Raw genomic sequence first — 17,684 nt, 5'->3', positions numbered from 1 at the left:
TCGGGAGTGACGCACAATAAGGATCAACAATGAAGAAACTTGCCATCACCTGTGCATTATTGTCTGGCTTCGTGGTAAGCCAGGTTTGGGCAGACGCTGCCGGCGACTTAAAAAGCCGTCTGGATAAAGTCAGCAGCTTCCATGCCAGCTTCACTCAGAAAGTAACCGACGCAAGCGGTAATGCCGTGCAGGACGGGCAGGGCGATTTGTGGGTGAAACGCCCGAATCTGTTCAACTGGCATATGACCCAGCCGGATGAAAGCATTCTGGTGTCGGATGGGAAAACGCTGTGGTTCTACAACCCGTTTGTCGAGCAGGCAACCGCGACCTGGCTGAAAAACGCGACCAGCAACACGCCGTTCATGCTGATCGCCCGCAACCAGTCAGCGGACTGGCAGCAATATAATATCAAGCAAAACGGCGATGATTTTGTGCTGACGCCAAAAAGCGGTAACGGCAATCTGAAGCAGTTCACGATCAATGTCGGTCGTGACGGCACTATCCATCAGTTCAGCGCCGTTGAGCAGGACGACCAGCGCAGCAGCTATCAGCTGAAGTCGCAGCAGAATGGCGCCGTCGATGCATCTAAGTTCACTTTTACGCCGCCGCAAGGGGTGACGGTGGACGATCAACGTAAGTAGAGGCGAATGTGAGCAACTTTTCGCTCGATTTTTCCGATAATGCATTTCAACCTCTGGCCGCCCGTATGCGGCCAGAAAATTTAGCGCAGTACATTGGCCAGCAGCACCTGCTGGCGCCGGGCAAACCGCTGCCGCGGGCGATTGAGGCCGGGCATCTGCACTCGATGATCCTGTGGGGGCCGCCGGGCACCGGTAAAACTACCCTTGCGGAAGTGATCGCCCGCTATGCTAATGCCGATGTTGAACGTATCTCGGCTGTCACCTCTGGCGTCAAAGAGATCCGCGAAGCTATCGAGCGCGCGCGGCAAAACCGCAACGCCGGCCGACGCACTATCCTGTTTGTTGATGAAGTGCATCGTTTCAATAAAAGTCAGCAGGACGCCTTTCTGCCGCACATCGAAGACGGCACTATTACTTTTATTGGCGCGACGACCGAAAATCCGTCATTTGAACTTAATTCCGCTTTGCTCTCCCGCGCTCGCGTCTATTTGCTCAAATCACTGACCACGGACGATATCGAGCAGGTGCTCAACCAGGCGATGAGCGACAAAGCGCGAGGTTACGGCGGACAGGATATTGTCCTGCCGGATGAAACCCGCAAGGCGATTGCCGAACTGGTTAACGGCGACGCGCGCCGGGCGTTGAATACGCTGGAAATGATGGCCGATATGGCTGAAAACGATGATTCGGGCAAGCGAGTGCTGAAGGCAGAGTTGCTTACCGAAATCGCCGGCGAGCGTAGCGCGCGTTTTGATAATAAAGGCGACCGTTTTTACGATCTGATCTCCGCGCTACATAAGTCCGTGCGCGGAAGCGCGCCGGATGCGGCGCTGTACTGGTACGCACGGATCATTACCGCGGGCGGCGACCCGCTGTATGTTGCGCGCCGTTGTCTGGCTATCGCGTCTGAGGATGTCGGTAACGCCGATCCTCGCGCCATGCAGGTGGCCATTTCCGCGTGGGATTGTTTTACCCGCGTCGGGCCGGCGGAAGGCGAACGGGCTATCGCTCAGGCGATTGTTTATCTGGCCTGCGCGCCGAAGAGTAATGCGGTGTACACCGCCTTTAAGGCCGCGCTGGCCGACGCCCGCGATCGCCCTGATTACGACGTGCCGGTTCATTTACGCAATGCGCCGACCAAACTCATGAAAGAGATGGGCTATGGTCAGGAATACCGCTACGCGCACGATGAGCCTAACGCCTACGCCGCCGGCGAGCAGTATTTCCCGCAGGAAATGGCGCAAACGCGCTATTATCAGCCAACAAACAGGGGGCTCGAGGGCAAAATCGCTGAAAAGCTCGCCTGGCTTGCCGAACTGGATCAAAATAGCCAGATAAAACGCTACCGCTAATTGTGGCGTTGCGGTAAGGTTATTACCTATATTTCCGTGGCCGTAGTTTGCGGCCACTTTTCCTATTTAAATTCGATAAGCACAGGATAAGCATGCTCGATCCCAATCTGCTGCGTACCGAGCCAGACGCAGTCGCAGAAAAACTGGCACGCCGGGGCTTTAAGCTGGATGTAGATAAACTGCGCGCTCTTGAAGAGCGTCGTAAAGTTCTGCAGGTTCAAACCGAAAACCTGCAGGCGGAGCGTAACTCCCGATCGAAATCCATTGGCCAGGCGAAAGCGCGCGGGGAAGATATCGAGCCATTACGCCTGGAAGTGAACAAACTTGGCGAACAGCTGGATGCCGCAAAGTCCGAGCTGGAAACGCTGCTGGCGGAAATTCGCGATATCGCGCTGGCGATCCCGAATATTCCTCACGATGACGTGCCGGTTGGCCGCGACGAAAACGACAACGTTGAAGTCAGCCGCTGGGGTACGCCGCGCCAGTTCGATTTCGAGGTGCGCGACCACGTTACGCTGGGCGAAATGCATGGCGGTCTGGACTTCGCCGCCGCCGTTAAGCTGACCGGTTCCCGTTTCGTGGTGATGAAAGGCCAACTGGCCCGCCTGCACCGCGCACTGGCGCAGTTCATGCTGGATCTGCACACCGAACAGCACGGCTATAGTGAAAACTATGTTCCGTATCTGGTGAACCAGGACACGCTGTATGGTACTGGCCAGTTGCCGAAATTCGCCGGCGACCTGTTCCATACTCGTCCGCTGGAAGAAGAAGCCGATAGCAGCAACTACGCGTTGATTCCGACCGCCGAAGTGCCGCTGACTAACCTGGTCCGCGACGAAATCATCGACGAAGACGATCTGCCGATCAAAATGACCGCCCATACGCCGTGCTTCCGTTCTGAAGCGGGTTCCTATGGTCGTGATACTCGCGGTCTGATCCGTATGCACCAGTTCGACAAAGTTGAAATGGTGCAGATCGTACGTCCGGAAGACTCCATGGCGGCGCTGGAAGAGATGACCGGCCACGCTGAGAAGGTTCTGCAACTGCTGGGTCTGCCGTACCGTAAGGTAGCGCTGTGCACCGGCGATATGGGCTTCAGCGCCTGTAAAACCTATGACCTCGAAGTGTGGGTTCCGGCGCAGGATACCTATCGCGAAATTTCTTCCTGCTCCAACGTCTGGGATTTCCAGGCGCGTCGTATGCAGGCGCGTTGCCGCAGCAAGTCCGACAAAAAGACTCGTCTCGTTCATACTCTGAATGGTTCTGGTCTGGCGGTTGGCCGTACGCTGGTTGCGGTGATGGAAAACTATCAGCAGGCCGATGGCCGTATCGAGATCCCGGAAGTCCTGCGCCCGTATATGCGCGGCCTCGAATATATCGGTTAATCTTTTCTACTCTTTCCTTAAAAGCGCCTGTGGGCGCTTTTTTTATATCCTTATTGATACCGGGCAATAATCCATTCAGTGAATCCGGTGATACTCCCTTTGGATTAATACAGCATAAAAAGCCAATAAAATCCGATATATATAAAATTATATAACGATTGTCAGCTTATTGTGAGCAACCAAAGCGAGTATCTATGAAAATCAAAGCCCCCGATGCTTTACTGGCTGCCGAAGTTAGCCGACGTGGTTTAATGAAAACCACGGCGATAGGCGGCCTGGCGATGGCCAGCAACGCATTGACCTTGCCCTTTACGCGTATTGCGCACGCCGCTGATACGTTGGCCCCGGAAAATGAGAAGGTCGTCTGGAGCGCCTGCACCGTAAACTGCGGAAGTCGTTGTCCGCTGCGTATGCACGTGGTTGACGGCGCGATTAAGTACGTAGAAACCGATAATACCGGTGACGATAACTACGACGGCCTGCATCAGGTCCGCGCCTGTCTGCGCGGCCGCTCTATGCGCCGCCGCGTCTATAACCCTGACCGGCTGAAATATCCGATGAAGCGCGTTGGCAAACGCGGTGAAGGAAAATTCGAACAAATTAGCTGGGAAGAGGCGTTCGATACTATCGCCAGCAATATGCAGCGCCTGATTAAAGATTATGGCAACGAATCTATCTATCTGAACTACGGAACTGGGACGCTCGGCGGGACTCTAACTCGTTCCTGGCCGCCGGGTAAAACCCTGATTGCACGTCTGATGAACTGCTGCGGCGGCTATCTCAATCATTATGGCGACTATTCATCGGCGCAGATTGCGGCAGGGTTGAATTACACCTATGGCGGTTGGGCAGACGGTAACAGTCCGTCAGATATCGAAAACAGTCAGCTGGTGGTGCTGTTCGGCAATAACCCTGGCGAAACGCGAATGAGCGGCGGCGGGGTTACTTACTACCTTGAGCAGGCGCGGCAGAAATCCAACGCCCGCATGATCATTATCGATCCGCGCTATACCGACACCGGCGCCGGGCGTGAAGATGAATGGATCCCGATTCGTCCGGGAACCGACGCGGCGCTCATTTCAGCGCTGGCGTGGGTGATGATTACTGAAAATCTGGTCGATCAACCCTTCCTTGATAAATACTGCGTCGGCTACGACGAGAAAACCTTACCTGCCGATGCGCCGGCTAATGGGCATTATAAAGCTTACATTCTTGGTCAGGGCTCCGACGGTATCGCTAAAACGCCGGAGTGGGCATCCACTATTACCGGGATCCCGCGTGAGCGCATTGTGAAGCTGGCCCGTGAGATTGCGACGGCGAAACCGGCGTATATCAGCCAGGGCTGGGGACCTCAGCGTCACGCCAACGGCGAAATCGCCACCCGCGCCATCTCTATGCTCGCCATTCTGACCGGCAACGTTGGCATCAATGGCGGTAATAGCGGCGCGCGAGAAGGTTCATATAGCCTGCCTTTCGAACGCATGCCGACGCTGGAAAACCCGGTAGAGACCAGCATCTCCATGTTTATGTGGACCGACGCGATTGAACGTGGTCCGGAAATGACCGCGCTGCGTGATGGCGTACGCGGCAAAGATAAGCTCGACGTGCCGATCAAAATGATCTGGAACTACGCGGGTAACTGCCTTATCAACCAACACTCTGAGATCAACCGCACCCACGAAATTCTGCAGGACGACAAGAAGTGCGAAATGATCGTGGTCATCGACTGCCACATGACGTCGTCTGCGAAATACGCCGATATTCTGTTACCGGACTGTACCGCCTCGGAGCAGATGGACTTCGCGCTGGATGCCTCCTGCGGCAATATGTCTTACGTCATCTTTGCCGACCAGGCTATTAAACCGCGTTTCGAATGCAAAACTATCTATGAGATGACCACCGAGTTGGCGAAACGTATGGGGGTGGCGGAGAAGTTTACTGAAGGGCGCACTCAGGAAGGCTGGATGCGCTATTTGTATGAGCAGTCGCGTAAAGCGATTCCCGAACTGCCGGATTTTGATACTTTCCGCCAGCAGGGCATCTTCAAGCAGCGTGACCCACAAGGCCATCATGTGGCGTATAAAGCCTTCCGTGACGATCCGCAGGCCAATCCGCTGACCACGCCATCGGGCAAAATCGAAATCTACTCCCAGGAGCTTGCCAAAATCGCCGCGATCTGGGAACTGCCTGAAGGCGATGTGATCGATCCGCTGCCGATCTACACCCCTGGTTTTGAAAACTACAACGATCCGTTGACCGCTAAATATCCACTACAGCTGACGGGGTTCCACTATAAATCTCGCGTCCACTCAACGTATGGCAACGTTGATGTCCTGCAGGCAGCCTGCCGTCAGGAGATGTGGATTAACCCGATCGATGCGCAGAGGCGCGGCATCGCCAACGGCGATCGCATACGCATTTTCAACGACCGCGGTGAAGTGCATATCGAAGCGAAAGTGACGCCGCGAATGATGCCTGGCGTCGTCGCGCTGGGCGAGGGCGCCTGGTATAACCCGGATGCCTCACGCGTGGATCAGGCCGGCAGCATTAACGTGCTGACCACCCAACGACCGTCGCCGTTGGCGAAAGGCAACCCATCGCATACCAACCTCGTCCAGGTTGAAAAGCTGTAAGGAGTAACCGATGACAACTCAGTATGGATTTTTTATCGATTCCGCCCGTTGCACCGGTTGCAAAACCTGCGAGCTGGCCTGTAAAGACTACAAGAACCTGACGCCGGACGTCAGCTTCCGTCGTATCTACGAGTATGCCGGCGGCGACTGGCAGGAGGACAACGGCGTCTGGAATCAGAACGTTTTTGCCTACTACCTCTCTATCGCCTGCAACCACTGCGAAGACCCGGCGTGCACCAAGGTCTGCCCGAGCGGGGCAATGCACAAGCGCGAAGATGGTTTTGTGGTGGTCAATGAAGAGGTGTGCATTGGTTGTCGCTACTGCCATATGGCCTGCCCGTACGGCGCGCCGCAGTACAACGCCGCTAAAGGGCATATGACCAAATGCGATGGCTGTCACGAGCGTGTGGCACAAGGCAAAAAGCCGATTTGCGTCGAGTCCTGCCCGCTGCGGGCGCTGGACTTCGGGCCGATTGCCGAACTGCGTGAAAAGCACGGCCAACTGGCCGCCGTGGCGCCGCTGCCGTCAGCGCACTTCACCAGGCCGAGCATTGTGATAAAACCAAACGCCAACAGCCGTCCGTGCGGCGATACCACCGGCTATCTGGCCAATCCGAAGGAGGTCTAAAATGGGAAATGGATGGCATGAATGGCCGCTGATGATTTTCACGGTCTTCGGGCAGTGCGTCGCCGGGGGCTTTATCGTTCTCGCGCTGGCGTTGATGAAGGGCGAACTTTCGCGCGAGCGGCAGCGGCGGGTGGTAATGAGCATGTTCGGGCTGTGGGTGCTAATGGGGATCGGTTTTATTGCCTCCACCATGCACCTTGGTTCGCCAATGCGCGCGTTTAATTCGCTGAACCGCGTTGGCGCATCATCGTTAAGCAATGAAATCGCCAGCGGCGCGCTTTTCTTTGCCGTCGGCGGGATTGGCTGGCTGCTGGCGGTGGTAAACAAACTGCCGTCTGTGCTGCGCAATCTGTGGCTGGTCGTCACCATGATCCTCGGCGTCATCTTTGTCTGGATGATGATCCGCGTGTATAACACCATCGATACCGTACCCACCTGGTATACCATCTGGACGCCGCTCAACTTCTTCCTGACCGTGTTTATCGGCGGGCCGCTGTTGGGCTACCTGCTGCTGCGTGTCGCGGGTGTGGACGGTTGGGCGATGCGTTTATTGCCGGTGATTATGCTGGTGGCGTTGGTGATTAGCGTGACCGTCGCGTTGATTCAAGGCAGCGAGTTGGCGACGATCCATAGTTCGATTCAGCAGGCTTCGGCGCTGGTGCCGAATTACGGTTCCTTAATGGCATGGCGGACGGTCGCGTTAGTGCTGGCGTTGGTCTGCTGGATTGTACCGCAGCTTAAAGGTTATCAACCCGCATTGCCGCTGCTGGGGCTGGCATTTGTGCTGGTGCTGGTCGGCGAGATGGTTGGCCGCGGCGTATTCTATGGTCTACATATGACCGTCGGTATGGCTATCGCCAGTTAATAACGTGAAATCACGCCGGAAGCCTATTCCGGCGTGATGAAAAAATGCGGTTGATTGATGAAATTTTTCTACTGATATTTCCTTCCGGGTTTTCCAATAAATTAATAAAAACAATGGAATAATATAATGAATAATTCCATTGCCGCTGCGCTGGATAAAAAACTTCTATCGTTGCTCTGAAAACCGCGTCAGGCCTGAATTCTGGCGGATTGACAATGTTTACAGCAGTGGCATGATGCGCACGAAATCTGAACTTCCTCACGGTTAACACCCATGACCATCTACACTCGCCCAGTGCAAATGTTGCTCTGTGGCCTGCTTCTGTTGACGCTGGCAATCGCGGTTTTAAATACGCTTGTCCCGCTCTGGCTCGCCCATGAAAATATGCCAACCTGGCAGGTTGGGATGGTCGGCTCCTCTTATTTCACCGGTAACCTGGTGGGAACCTTATTTGCCGGTTGGGTCATTAAACGTCTGGGGTTTAATCGTAGCTATTACCTGGCGTCATTGATTTTTGCCGTCGGCTGCGTTGGCCTGGGTATTACACTCGGTTTCTGGACATGGCTGAGCTGGCGTTTTATCGCCGGCGTGGGCTGCGCGATGATCTGGGTGGTGGTGGAAAGCGCGCTGGTGTGCAGCGGTACTTCCCGCAGCCGTGGTAGGCTGCTGGCGGCGTACATGATGGTCTATTACGTCGGTACCGTGTTGGGTCAACTGATGGTAAGTAAATTACCGACCGATTTAATGAGCGTGTTGCCGTGGGTTACCGGCCTGGCGCTGGCGGCGATCCTGCCGCTGCTGTTTACGCGTATCATGAGCCAGGCCGACGAGCCGCATGAAACGGTACGTATCTGGCCGATGCTGAAGCTGCGTCAGGCTCGCCACGGTGTGAATGGCTGCATTATATCCGGTATTGTACTCGGTTCACTATACGGCCTGATGCCGCTGTGGCTGAACCATCAGGGCGTCAGCGATTCCGGTATTGGTTTCTGGATGGCGGTGATGGTCAGCGCCGGGATCCTTGGGCAGTGGCCGGTAGGGCGTTTGGCTGACCGCTATGGCCGTCTTCTGGTGTTGCGCGTTCAGGTCTTTGTGGTGATTCTGGGCTGTCTGGCGATGCTCAGCCAGGCGGCAATGGCGCCGGCGCTTTTTGTGCTCGGCGCATCCGGTTTTACTTTGTATCCGGTGGCGATGGCCTGGGCCTGCGAGAAGGTTGAACACCATCAATTGGTGGCGATGAACCAGGCGCTGCTGATGAGTTATACCATTGGCAGCCTGCTGGGACCGACCCTGACGGCAATGCTGATGCAGAACTTTTCTGATAACCTGCTGTTTATCATGATCGCCAGCGTATCGTTTATCTACCTGCTGACGCTGCTGCGCAAAGCCGGACATCACCCGACGCCGGTGGCACACGCCTGATACCCTCAGGGCATCGATGGGAGGGCCCCATCGATGCGTGCAATCGTGAGTATAACAATATGGCTACTGTATTGGGTGTAACTTAGCTGGAACGCGATATTGCTTACCATCGTATTGCAGCGTCCATGTTTTTTGCGTCGGAATATCTTTCGACCTGCACTCGTTATTTTCGTCCAGCCAGGCCGTTGAGGCGACATTCTTTTCGCTGACTTTTATGTCGCTAAAGCCATGATGTTTTGTGGCGCCCATTGCCAGCGTGCGTATGATATTCGTAAATTCCTCGGCGCAGTTGCCATCCAATTCCCCGACGCTATATTTTAGCACTATGCCGTCCAGCACTACGCGAAGCTGGCCGCGATCGAGTGTATAAAGCCATAGCGCCTCTTCACTAATGGGATTAACGCGAGAACTTCCGGTTTTCTGTATGCGCAATCCAAACGCAGTTTGCTCTGGCGCTATCTTCCAGCGCGCGGTATCAATAGCAAGATCGCTAATATAGATCGCGTCATCGTTCATACGTTCGGGAAGATGTAAACGTTGCTTAACTTCAAGAGTTGCAGTATCAAGTACCAGCAGCTCGAGATCGGCATTATGGTTATGGTCGCGCTGTTCTGGCTCCATTAGCGGAACGGCGGCCAGCGTGAGCTCGGGATGAGCAGGCCAGATGCGACAAATAGCGCTAAAAGGCGAGCCATTTTGTGTTTTGATAAATTGCTCTGCCGGTGTGATGACCCCCTGCTCAGTCGGCTGAGCATCAGGCCATACCTGTTTAATGATGGCATTGATATCACAGCTGCTGGCGGCAAAAATGCACTGCGATACCAGTAAGAATGTTGTTGAAACTAACAGGCGTATAGTCATCTTCCGGATGTCCATTTTCAATGCTTCCATGACGAACTAAGAAAAACGTCAGCTCATTTGGGCGACGTTAATCAAGTAGAGGGGCGAGCTTTTTCGGAATAGGGTAGTGTTTGCCATCAAAGTGCAATAACCATGTCTCTTTGCCGGTTTTTTCCATATCTTCGCAATCGTTCTCTTTGGAAATGGTTCTGGTGGTATGTACGTTTCTTCCACTTACCCGGATATCGGCATAGCCGCCATTGCCGGATGTGGGAACCATGACCAGAGTACGTTCAATATGATCGAATTCACCTGCGCACATGCCATCCCATTCGCCATGTGTTCTGTTAACGACAAGGCCATCAAGTACTTTATGAATCTGATTGTTATCATATGAATACAGCCACAACACCTCTTCTCTAAAAGGGGCTACTCTGGAGGGATTCCTCAGTGTAATGCGTAAACCAAAAGCGGTTTGCGTAGGCGTGATTTTCCAGCGGGCGGTATCAAGGGCAATACTATCAATACTAATCGTATCATCATTCATACGGTCGACGAGGCGTAACCGCTGTTTCACCTCGAGAGTGGCGGAGTTGAGGACCAGAAGTTCAAGATCGCCAGTATGTTCGTAGTCAGTTTGTTCGTGAGACATCAGCGGAATGGCCGCCAGCGTGAGCTCAGGATGAGCCGGCCAGACGCGGCAAATTGCGCTCTGCGGTGAATAACTATCGCTTTCACCGCGAATAATTATTGATTTACCTTGCGGCACGCCTTCTGGCCAGGCCTTTTTGACGATGGTATTGAGATCACACTCGCTAGCAGCAAAGACGCACTGGGCTGATAGCAGGGAAAGAGCGAAGATAAGTAAGCGCATAGATTCCTTTCTAATGCATAGTTAACTGTAATAATAATAACGGCTGCTTAATGGCAACCGTTATTATGGTATAGAGCCGTTAGTACATCACCTTATGACCATACTGCTCAAGGATACCCTTCACCCGCTCCATGGTCTCTTTCTTCGGCGGGTGTACGCCGTCAAGCTTGTACTCTTCGCCCATCGCTACCCATTTGTGTTTACCCAGCTCATGGTAGGGCAGGAGTTCGATTTTCTCGACGTTGCCCATATCGCGGGTAAATTCACCCAGGCGATGCGCGGAATCGTCATCATCGGACCAGCCGGGAACGACAACGTAGCGGATCCATACGTTAATCCCTTTCTTTGACAGATACTGCGCGAATTCCAGCGTACGATGGTTAGAAACGCCGACCAGGTTCTGGTGGATTTCATCGTTCATCTGTTTGAGATCAAGCATCACCAGATCGGTGACCTCCAATAGCTCGTCAATCACCGGATCGTAGCGGCGCACGAATCCGTTGGTATCGAGGCAAGTATGAATGCCTTCTTTTTTACAGGCGCGGAACCAGTCGCGGACAAATTCCGCCTGCAGGATCGCTTCGCCGCCGGATGCGGTGACGCCGCCGCCGGAGGCATTCATAAAGTGGCGATAGGTCACCACTTCTTTCATCAATTCTTCAACGGTGATTTCTTTACCGCCATGGGTATCCCAGGTGTCGCGGTTATGGCAGTAAAGGCAGCGCATCAGGCAGCCCTGGAAGAAGGTAATAAAGCGGATGCCTGGGCCATCGACGGTGCCACAGGATTCAAAGGAGTGAATACGACCAATAGTTGACATTGCGGTGATATCTCCGGGTTCGGCCCTCCAGGGCCTGTGATGCACAGCTCAAACCGGCTGTGTTAAGTCTGTTTTGACAGGTACCCAAAGTATAGATAACTGGCAAAGCAGGCTGGGGCAGGGAATCACTTGTTAAAAAGGCCCCACTGATGTGGGGCCTTTATTGTACGCTTTTTCAGTCAGACAGGGAATTACATGGTCTGAGTGAAGGTACGAGTAATAACGTCCTGCTGCTGTTCTTTAGTCAGGGAGTTAAAACGTACCGCGTAGCCAGATACGCGGATGGTCAGCTGCGGATATTTTTCCGGGTTTTCCATCGCGTCGAGCAGCATTTCGCGGTTCATGACGTTCACGTTCAGGTGCTGACCACCTTCGATGGACGCTTCGTGGTGGAAGTAACCATCCATCAGGCCCGCCAGGTTGGTCTTACGGACTTCGTCATCTTTACCCAGCGCGTTCGGCACGATAGAGAAGGTGTAAGAGATACCATCTTTAGCGTAAGCAAACGGCAGTTTAGCAACGGAAGTCAGAGAGGCAACAGCACCTTTCTGGTCACGGCCGTGCATCGGGTTAGCACCAGGTCCGAACGGCGCGCCAGCGCGACGACCGTCTGGGGTGTTACCGGTTTTCTTACCATACACGACGTTAGAGGTGATGGTCAGAACAGACTGAGTCGGGATAGCGTTGCGGTAGGTATGCAGTTTCTGAATTTTCTTCATGAAACGTTCAACCAGGTCAACGGCCATGTCATCGACGCGAGCATCGTTGTTACCAAACTGCGGGTATTCGCCTTCGATTTCGAAGTCGATAGCCAGACCGTCTTCGTCACGAATCGGTTTAACTTTCGCATATTTGATAGCAGACAGGGAGTCAGCAGCAACGGACAGACCTGCGATACCACACGCCATGGTGCGGATAACGTCACGGTCGTGCAGCGCCATCAGAGAGGCTTCGTAGCTGTACTTGTCGTGCATGTAGTGGATGATGTTCAGCGCGGTGACGTACTGTTTAGCCAGCCAGTCCATGAAGTGGTCCATGCGCTCCATGACTTCGTCATAGTTCAGCACGTCGCCTTTGATCGGCTCAGATTTCGGACCAACCTGCATTTTCAGTTTTTCATCAACGCCGCCGTTGATGGCATACAGCATGGTTTTCGCGAGGTTAGCGCGAGCGCCGAAGAACTGCATTTGCTTACCAACAACCATCGGGCTTACGCAGCATGCGATAGCGTAGTCGTCGTTGTTGAAGTCCGGACGCATCAGGTCATCGTTCTCGTACTGCAGAGAAGAGGTATCGATGGATACTTTAGCGGCGAATTTCTTGAAGCTCAGCGGCAGTTTTTCAGACCACAGGATGGTGATGTTCGGCTCCGGAGACGGCCCCATGGTGTACAGGGTGTTCAGGAAGCGGAAGCTGTTTTTGGTTACCAGAGTACGGCCGTCAACGCCCATACCACCGATAGATTCAGTTGCCCAAATCGGATCGCCGGAGAACAGCTCATCATATTCCGGGGTACGCAGGAAGCGAACCATACGCAGTTTCATGACCAGGTGGTCAACCATTTCCTGCGCGTCTTGCTCGGTGATTTTACCCGCCTGCAGGTCACGTTCGATGTAGATATCCAGGAAGCTGGAAGTACGACCGAAGGACATTGCCGCGCCGTTCTGAGATTTAACGGCGGCCAGGTAACCGAAGTAGGTCCACTGGATAGCTTCCTGAGCGGTAGTCGCCGGACCGGAGATATCGCAGCCGTATTTCGCTGCCATTTCTTTGATCTGACCCAGAGCGCGATGCTGTTCAGCAATTTCTTCACGCAGACGGATGGTTGCTTCCAGATCTTCGCCGCTTTCCAGTTTCTCTTGCAGAGACTGGAACTGAGCGTATTTGTCTTTCATCAGGAAGTCGATACCGTACAGCGCAACGCGACGGTAGTCACCGATGATACGGCCACGGCCGTAAGCATCCGGCAGACCGGTCAGCACGCCGGATTTACGGCAGTTCAGGATGTCTTTGGTGTAAACATCAAATACGCCCTGGTTGTGAGTCTTACGGTACTCGGTGAAGATTTTTTTCAGCATCGGGTCCAGTTCGCGATTGTACGCTTTGCAGGAACCTTCAACCATTTTGATACCGCCGAACGGGATAATCGCACGTTTCAGCGGAGCTTCAGTTTGCAGACCAACGATTTTCTCGAGCGCTTTCTCGATGTAGCCCGCGTCGTGAGAAGTGATGGTGGATGCGAGGGAAGTGTCGAAATCAACAGGCGCGTGAGTGCGGTTTTCCTGTTTAACGCCTTCCATTACGCTGTCCCACAGCTTGGTGGTCGCATCAGTTGCACCAGCCAGGAAGGATTCGTCACCTTCATATGGGGTGTAGTTTTTCTGGATAAAGTCACGTACGTTGACTTCGTTCTGCCAGTCACCTTTCGCAAAACCTTCCCAGGCTGTGGCTAACTTTTCATTAAGCTCGGACATGTAACACCTACCTTCTTAAGTGGATTTTTTATTTACTGCCTGAGACAACCATTAGTGATGATCGTCGCCACGCAGGTAAATGACCCAGTACGTCAACCCAACCAACAAACCACCGCCGATGATGTTTCCGATAGTGACTGGAATCAGGTTATCAGTGATAAAGTTCATAACGGTTAAGTGAGAAAAACTCTCCGGAGTTGAACCGATAGCGGTCCAGAATTCCGGGCTCGCAAAGTTGCGAATTACGATACCCATCGGGATCATAAACATATTCGCGATGCTGTGTTCAAAGCCGCTGGCGACAAACATCGCAACCGGCAACACCATAATCATCGCTTTGTCCATCAGGCTGCGGCCGGAGTAGCTCATCCAGACGGCCAGACATACCATCAGGTTAGCCAGGATACCCAGGCAGACGGCTTCAATAAACGTGTGGTGCATTTTGTGGTCTGCAGTTTGCAGAACATTTAAGCCCCAGCCGCCGTTGGCAGTCATATATTCGCCGGATAACCACATTAACAGTACAAACAGCAGCGCGCCGATCAGGTTTCCAACATAGACGTTAAGCCAGTTTTTTGCCAGCTGACCCCAGGTAATACGTCCGCTGGCTTTCGCCACGACGATCAGTACGGTCGAGGTGAAAAGGTCAGCACCGCAGATGACGCAAAGAATCAGACCTAGTGAGAAGCATACCCCGCCGATAAGTTTGGCAATCCCGAAAGGCATTGCGGCAGTACCGGTGGTCGCCGTGATATAAAACACAAAAGCGATGGAGATGAAGACACCTGCGGTAATCGCCAGATAAAACGTCTTCAGCGGATGTTTCGTCGCTTTATAGACACCTGCTTCTTCGGCGACTTTCGCCATCGCGGCAGGGAGTAAAAGATCAAAAGGGTTGTCAGCTTTCACACTAACTCTCTCTTTATATAAGTTGGCGGTGTGATACTAACAAAGCATTATAGAAGGGAATTTGATGTAGATCATATCCTACCGGAGTCATAGGCCCATTTTGCGTGTGGAATTAGCTTGTTATTGTCTTATGTTTTTGATTTTAAAAGAAAAACTAAATTTTAATATTTGCAAATAATGTTGAAAATTTCCATGGGTGACCATTGATTACGGTTAATTAAAATGGAGTATTTTTATTAAAATTAACAATCTAAATATCACCAAAGTTTGATTTTTACGTATATTTAACTTTGCTCCTACAAAATGGCGTGGTTTTGCCACAAATCATAAGAAAACGGAGCCGCTGGCGGCTCCGTACATTATTTTTTACCCCTAAAGGATTATTTGGCCCAGAAGGCCGCTTTGGCACGCTGTAGCTTTTCGTAGGCTTTCAGTAAAGACTGATGCGCCGGGAAAGCGCGCAGATCGTTATCGACCGCCTGAAGGCCATAGAACGGCGCTTCGCCGCTCAGAGCGGCGCTTGCGGCTTCCACCGCATCTGCGCCATACATACGGATGAAGGCATTCAGATACTGCAGCGGCTGGCGTTCTTCTTCCTGACTAAGCAGCAGCAGCGTTTGCAGGCAGCGATAATAGTTGGCGCGCTCAGGGCTGAAGATGGAGGCATTGAATTCCATGGTCCACTCCGTCCAAATCAGCGCCTGATGCAGATCGCCGCCGGCCAACGCCAGCATTGCTTTCAGTTCGCCGATGCGCAGGGTATACCAGCCGTTGTCTTTGCCGGTTGCCAGGCCTAACAGCTCGCGGACGCGTGTGAAATCATCAAGGCCTTCATCGTCCATCTGTTCAATGAGCGCCAGATAATCTTCTTTTTCCCACTCGCTACCCGGCAGGGAGAGAATGATGCTACGCAGGTGCGCGCCCATGCTGTTATTGGCGAGCCACAGGTCTTCCGCTGGATAAATATCTGACATCCCCGGAACGATGATCCGGCAGGCGTAGACGCTTAGATGTTCGTAGTCGGCGATATAGACTTCTTTATCTTCAGCTTTGAAGATAGCCATCAGGGTGGCGAACTCTTCTTCAGTTGTGCCGGAGAAATTCCAGTCCACGAACGGATAGTCGGCATCCTGTTTAAACATATCCCAGGAGATCAGGCCGCTGGAATCAATGAAGTGAGTTTCCAGGTTGGCATGCTCGGCAACTTCTTCGTCATCAAAGGTCGGCGGGGTAAAGACGTCGAGGTCTTTCAGGCTGCGGCCCTGTAGTAGTTCGGTAACGGTACGCTCCAGCGCCACGCCGAAATCCGGATGGGCGCCGAAAGAGGCGAAGCAGGTACCGTTAGCCGGGTTAAACAGAACCACGCAGATAACCGGGTATTTACCACCAAGGGAGCCATCGTAGGCGAAGATCGGAAAACCTTCGGCTTCGAGTTTGGCGATAGATTCAACGACGCCCGGATAGCGCGCCATTACTTCAGCCGGGATCTCCGGCAGGCTGATGCTTTCTGCGATGATGCGGTTTTTAATATGACGCTCAAAGACTTCAGACAAGCCCTGCACGCGCGCTTCATTTGCGGTATTACCGGCTGACATGCCGTTGGAGACGTACAAGTTGCCGACGATGTTCATCGGAATATAGACGGTTTCGCCGTCTGATTGACGGGTAAACGGCAGGCCGCAGACGCCACGCTCGTCGTTACCGGATTGCAGATCCACGAGCATGCTGGCGGTCAACTGATCGTCCGGATCGTAAAAGGCGCGCAGGCGGGCATCCAGCAGGCCTTCTGGTACTTCATCGTCCTCGGTCAGTGGAAACCACTTTTCGTTCGGATAATGAACGAATGGACCATTGGCGATGGTATCGCCTAACCAGAAATCCGCGAAGAAGTAGTTGGTAGACAGACGTTCGAAATATTCGCCCAGCGCGGAAGCCAGCGCCGCCTTTTTAGTTGCGCCTTTACCATTGGTAAAGCACAGCGCGCACTCTTTATCGCGAATGTGAACGGACCACACGTGTGGTACCGGGTTCAGCCACGAGGCCTCTTCGATATCAAATCCGAGGTCGAGCAGTTTCTGCTGGAAGCGAGCGATGGAATCTTCCAGGGCGGCATCTTTGCCGGGGATAAATGTCTGGGTCATAGCAATTCGTTTATTGTTGGCAGGATGGGCAATGATACGGGTTTTACCGGTAAGTGGCTATGTCGTTAGCCGCGGCAATGGATAAAAAGAGAAGAGCGGTAAATGGCATGAGGAGAAACTCCACATGCCATAGCAAGTTACAGGATAGGCGTACAAATGCTAACGATCATCGCGGCGCCGGCAAGACTGGTACCGACGATGCCTGCCGCCATCACTGCGAAGCCTGCACCCAGCGTAAAGGGCCCGGTAATCGCGCCGATGACAATTGTCGGGATGCTGACCAGCAAACCAATTGCCGCCGGAATGGATAACAGGCCAAAGCCGCCGCTCACATCAGACATTTCGTTATAGGTTAATTCACGCATAAATATTCCTTTAAAAGTGATTAATACCAGTCTTCATCGGCTGGTTTAAAAATTTTAATGATCGGGGAATGCGGCGGTAAATGGCCATGCTCTCGCGGAAACAGAATTCATGAAGAATTAAGATAATATTCAAGTATTAAATGAGTTGACGGATTGCGCTATGGCGAGATCGTTACCTGTGAATGTAGTGGATAACTATTTATGCCGTGGGTCCAAATCCGGAATGGGTGACGGAACGCAGGCTAAAAGCGATTCTCTTGCAGCAATTATGTCGGTTTAATGACGTCAAGCTGGTTGATTCTTTTGTGTGACGATGGCCTCGTTTATGGGCCGCT

Annotated in this window: 14 protein-coding genes; 7 read left to right on the top strand and 7 right to left on the bottom strand. The window is 53.0% G+C overall.

The features are described from left to right. Positions 1-29: 29 nt before the first annotated feature. From lolA to PGR10_RS14630, 7 genes are all read left to right on the top strand, one after another. Entirely contained in the window at positions 30-641 is a 612-nt protein-coding gene (lolA, locus tag PGR10_RS14660) for an outer membrane lipoprotein chaperone LolA (RefSeq protein ID WP_015367486.1), read from the top strand. An 8-nt stretch (positions 642-649) separates the two neighbouring features. Next, entirely contained in the window at positions 650-1,993 is a 1,344-nt protein-coding gene (rarA, locus tag PGR10_RS14655) for a replication-associated recombination protein RarA (protein WP_113374875.1), read from the top strand. A gap of 92 nt (positions 1,994-2,085) precedes the next feature. Next, on the top strand, positions 2,086-3,378 hold the full coding sequence (gene serS, locus PGR10_RS14650; RefSeq protein ID WP_015704878.1) for a serine--tRNA ligase: 1,293 nt from the start codon (positions 2,086-2,088) through the stop codon (positions 3,376-3,378). Positions 3,379-3,572: 194 nt separating this feature from the next. After that, a complete protein-coding gene (dmsA, locus tag PGR10_RS14645; RefSeq protein WP_430923696.1) occupies positions 3,573-6,011 on the top strand; it encodes a dimethylsulfoxide reductase subunit A in 2,439 nt (812 codons plus the stop codon). A gap of 10 nt (positions 6,012-6,021) precedes the next feature. After that, entirely contained in the window at positions 6,022-6,639 is a 618-nt protein-coding gene (locus tag PGR10_RS14640; protein ID WP_015367482.1) for a DMSO/selenate family reductase complex B subunit, read from the top strand. Between the two features lies 1 nt (position 6,640). Beyond that, positions 6,641-7,504, top strand: a complete 864-nt coding sequence (locus tag PGR10_RS14635; RefSeq protein WP_430919448.1) for a dimethyl sulfoxide reductase anchor subunit family protein — start codon at positions 6,641-6,643, stop codon at positions 7,502-7,504. A gap of 273 nt (positions 7,505-7,777) precedes the next feature. Next, positions 7,778-8,926, top strand: a complete 1,149-nt coding sequence (locus PGR10_RS14630; RefSeq protein WP_045389472.1) for an MFS transporter — start codon at positions 7,778-7,780, stop codon at positions 8,924-8,926. 63 nt (positions 8,927-8,989) lie between these two features. Here the strand turns inward: PGR10_RS14630 and PGR10_RS14625 are convergent, their stop codons facing one another. From PGR10_RS14625 to PGR10_RS14595, 7 genes are all read right to left on the bottom strand, one after another. Then, complete coding sequence (locus tag PGR10_RS14625) at positions 8,990-9,787, bottom strand: hypothetical protein (RefSeq protein ID WP_430923695.1); 798 nt, start codon at positions 9,785-9,787, stop codon at positions 8,990-8,992. 67 nt (positions 9,788-9,854) lie between these two features. Continuing rightward, positions 9,855-10,640: a hypothetical protein gene (locus PGR10_RS14620; RefSeq protein WP_430923694.1), complete on the bottom strand. Its 786-nt coding sequence runs from the start codon at positions 10,638-10,640 to the stop codon at positions 9,855-9,857. Between the two features lie 79 nt (positions 10,641-10,719). Further along, positions 10,720-11,460 carry a pyruvate formate lyase 1-activating protein gene (gene pflA / locus PGR10_RS14615; protein WP_015367479.1) on the bottom strand — a complete coding sequence of 247 codons (741 nt, stop codon included), beginning with the start codon at positions 11,458-11,460 and terminating at the stop codon, positions 10,720-10,722. A 191-nt stretch (positions 11,461-11,651) separates the two neighbouring features. Continuing rightward, positions 11,652-13,934 (bottom strand): formate C-acetyltransferase, encoded by a 2,283-nt coding sequence (gene pflB, locus PGR10_RS14610; protein WP_047045583.1) that lies wholly within the window; start codon positions 13,932-13,934, stop codon positions 11,652-11,654. Between the two features lie 51 nt (positions 13,935-13,985). Beyond that, entirely contained in the window at positions 13,986-14,843 is an 858-nt protein-coding gene (gene focA, locus PGR10_RS14605; protein WP_015367477.1) for a formate transporter FocA, read from the bottom strand. A 380-nt stretch (positions 14,844-15,223) separates the two neighbouring features. Beyond that, a complete protein-coding gene (gene ycaO, locus PGR10_RS14600) occupies positions 15,224-16,984 on the bottom strand; it encodes a 30S ribosomal protein S12 methylthiotransferase accessory factor YcaO (RefSeq protein ID WP_430923692.1) in 1,761 nt (586 codons plus the stop codon). Positions 16,985-17,121: 137 nt separating this feature from the next. Continuing rightward, positions 17,122-17,349, bottom strand: a complete 228-nt coding sequence (locus PGR10_RS14595) for a hypothetical protein (RefSeq protein WP_015367475.1) — start codon at positions 17,347-17,349, stop codon at positions 17,122-17,124. Between the last annotated feature and the right edge of the window lie 335 nt (positions 17,350-17,684).

The sequence above is a fragment of the Klebsiella sp. 141198 genome (assembly GCF_050600785.1).
In the GTDB taxonomy this organism is placed as follows: Bacteria; Pseudomonadota; Gammaproteobacteria; order Enterobacterales; family Enterobacteriaceae; genus Klebsiella; species Klebsiella aerogenes.
The sequence above is the reverse complement of the archived record's forward strand: the minus strand, read 5'-3'. Positions and strand labels throughout refer to the sequence as shown.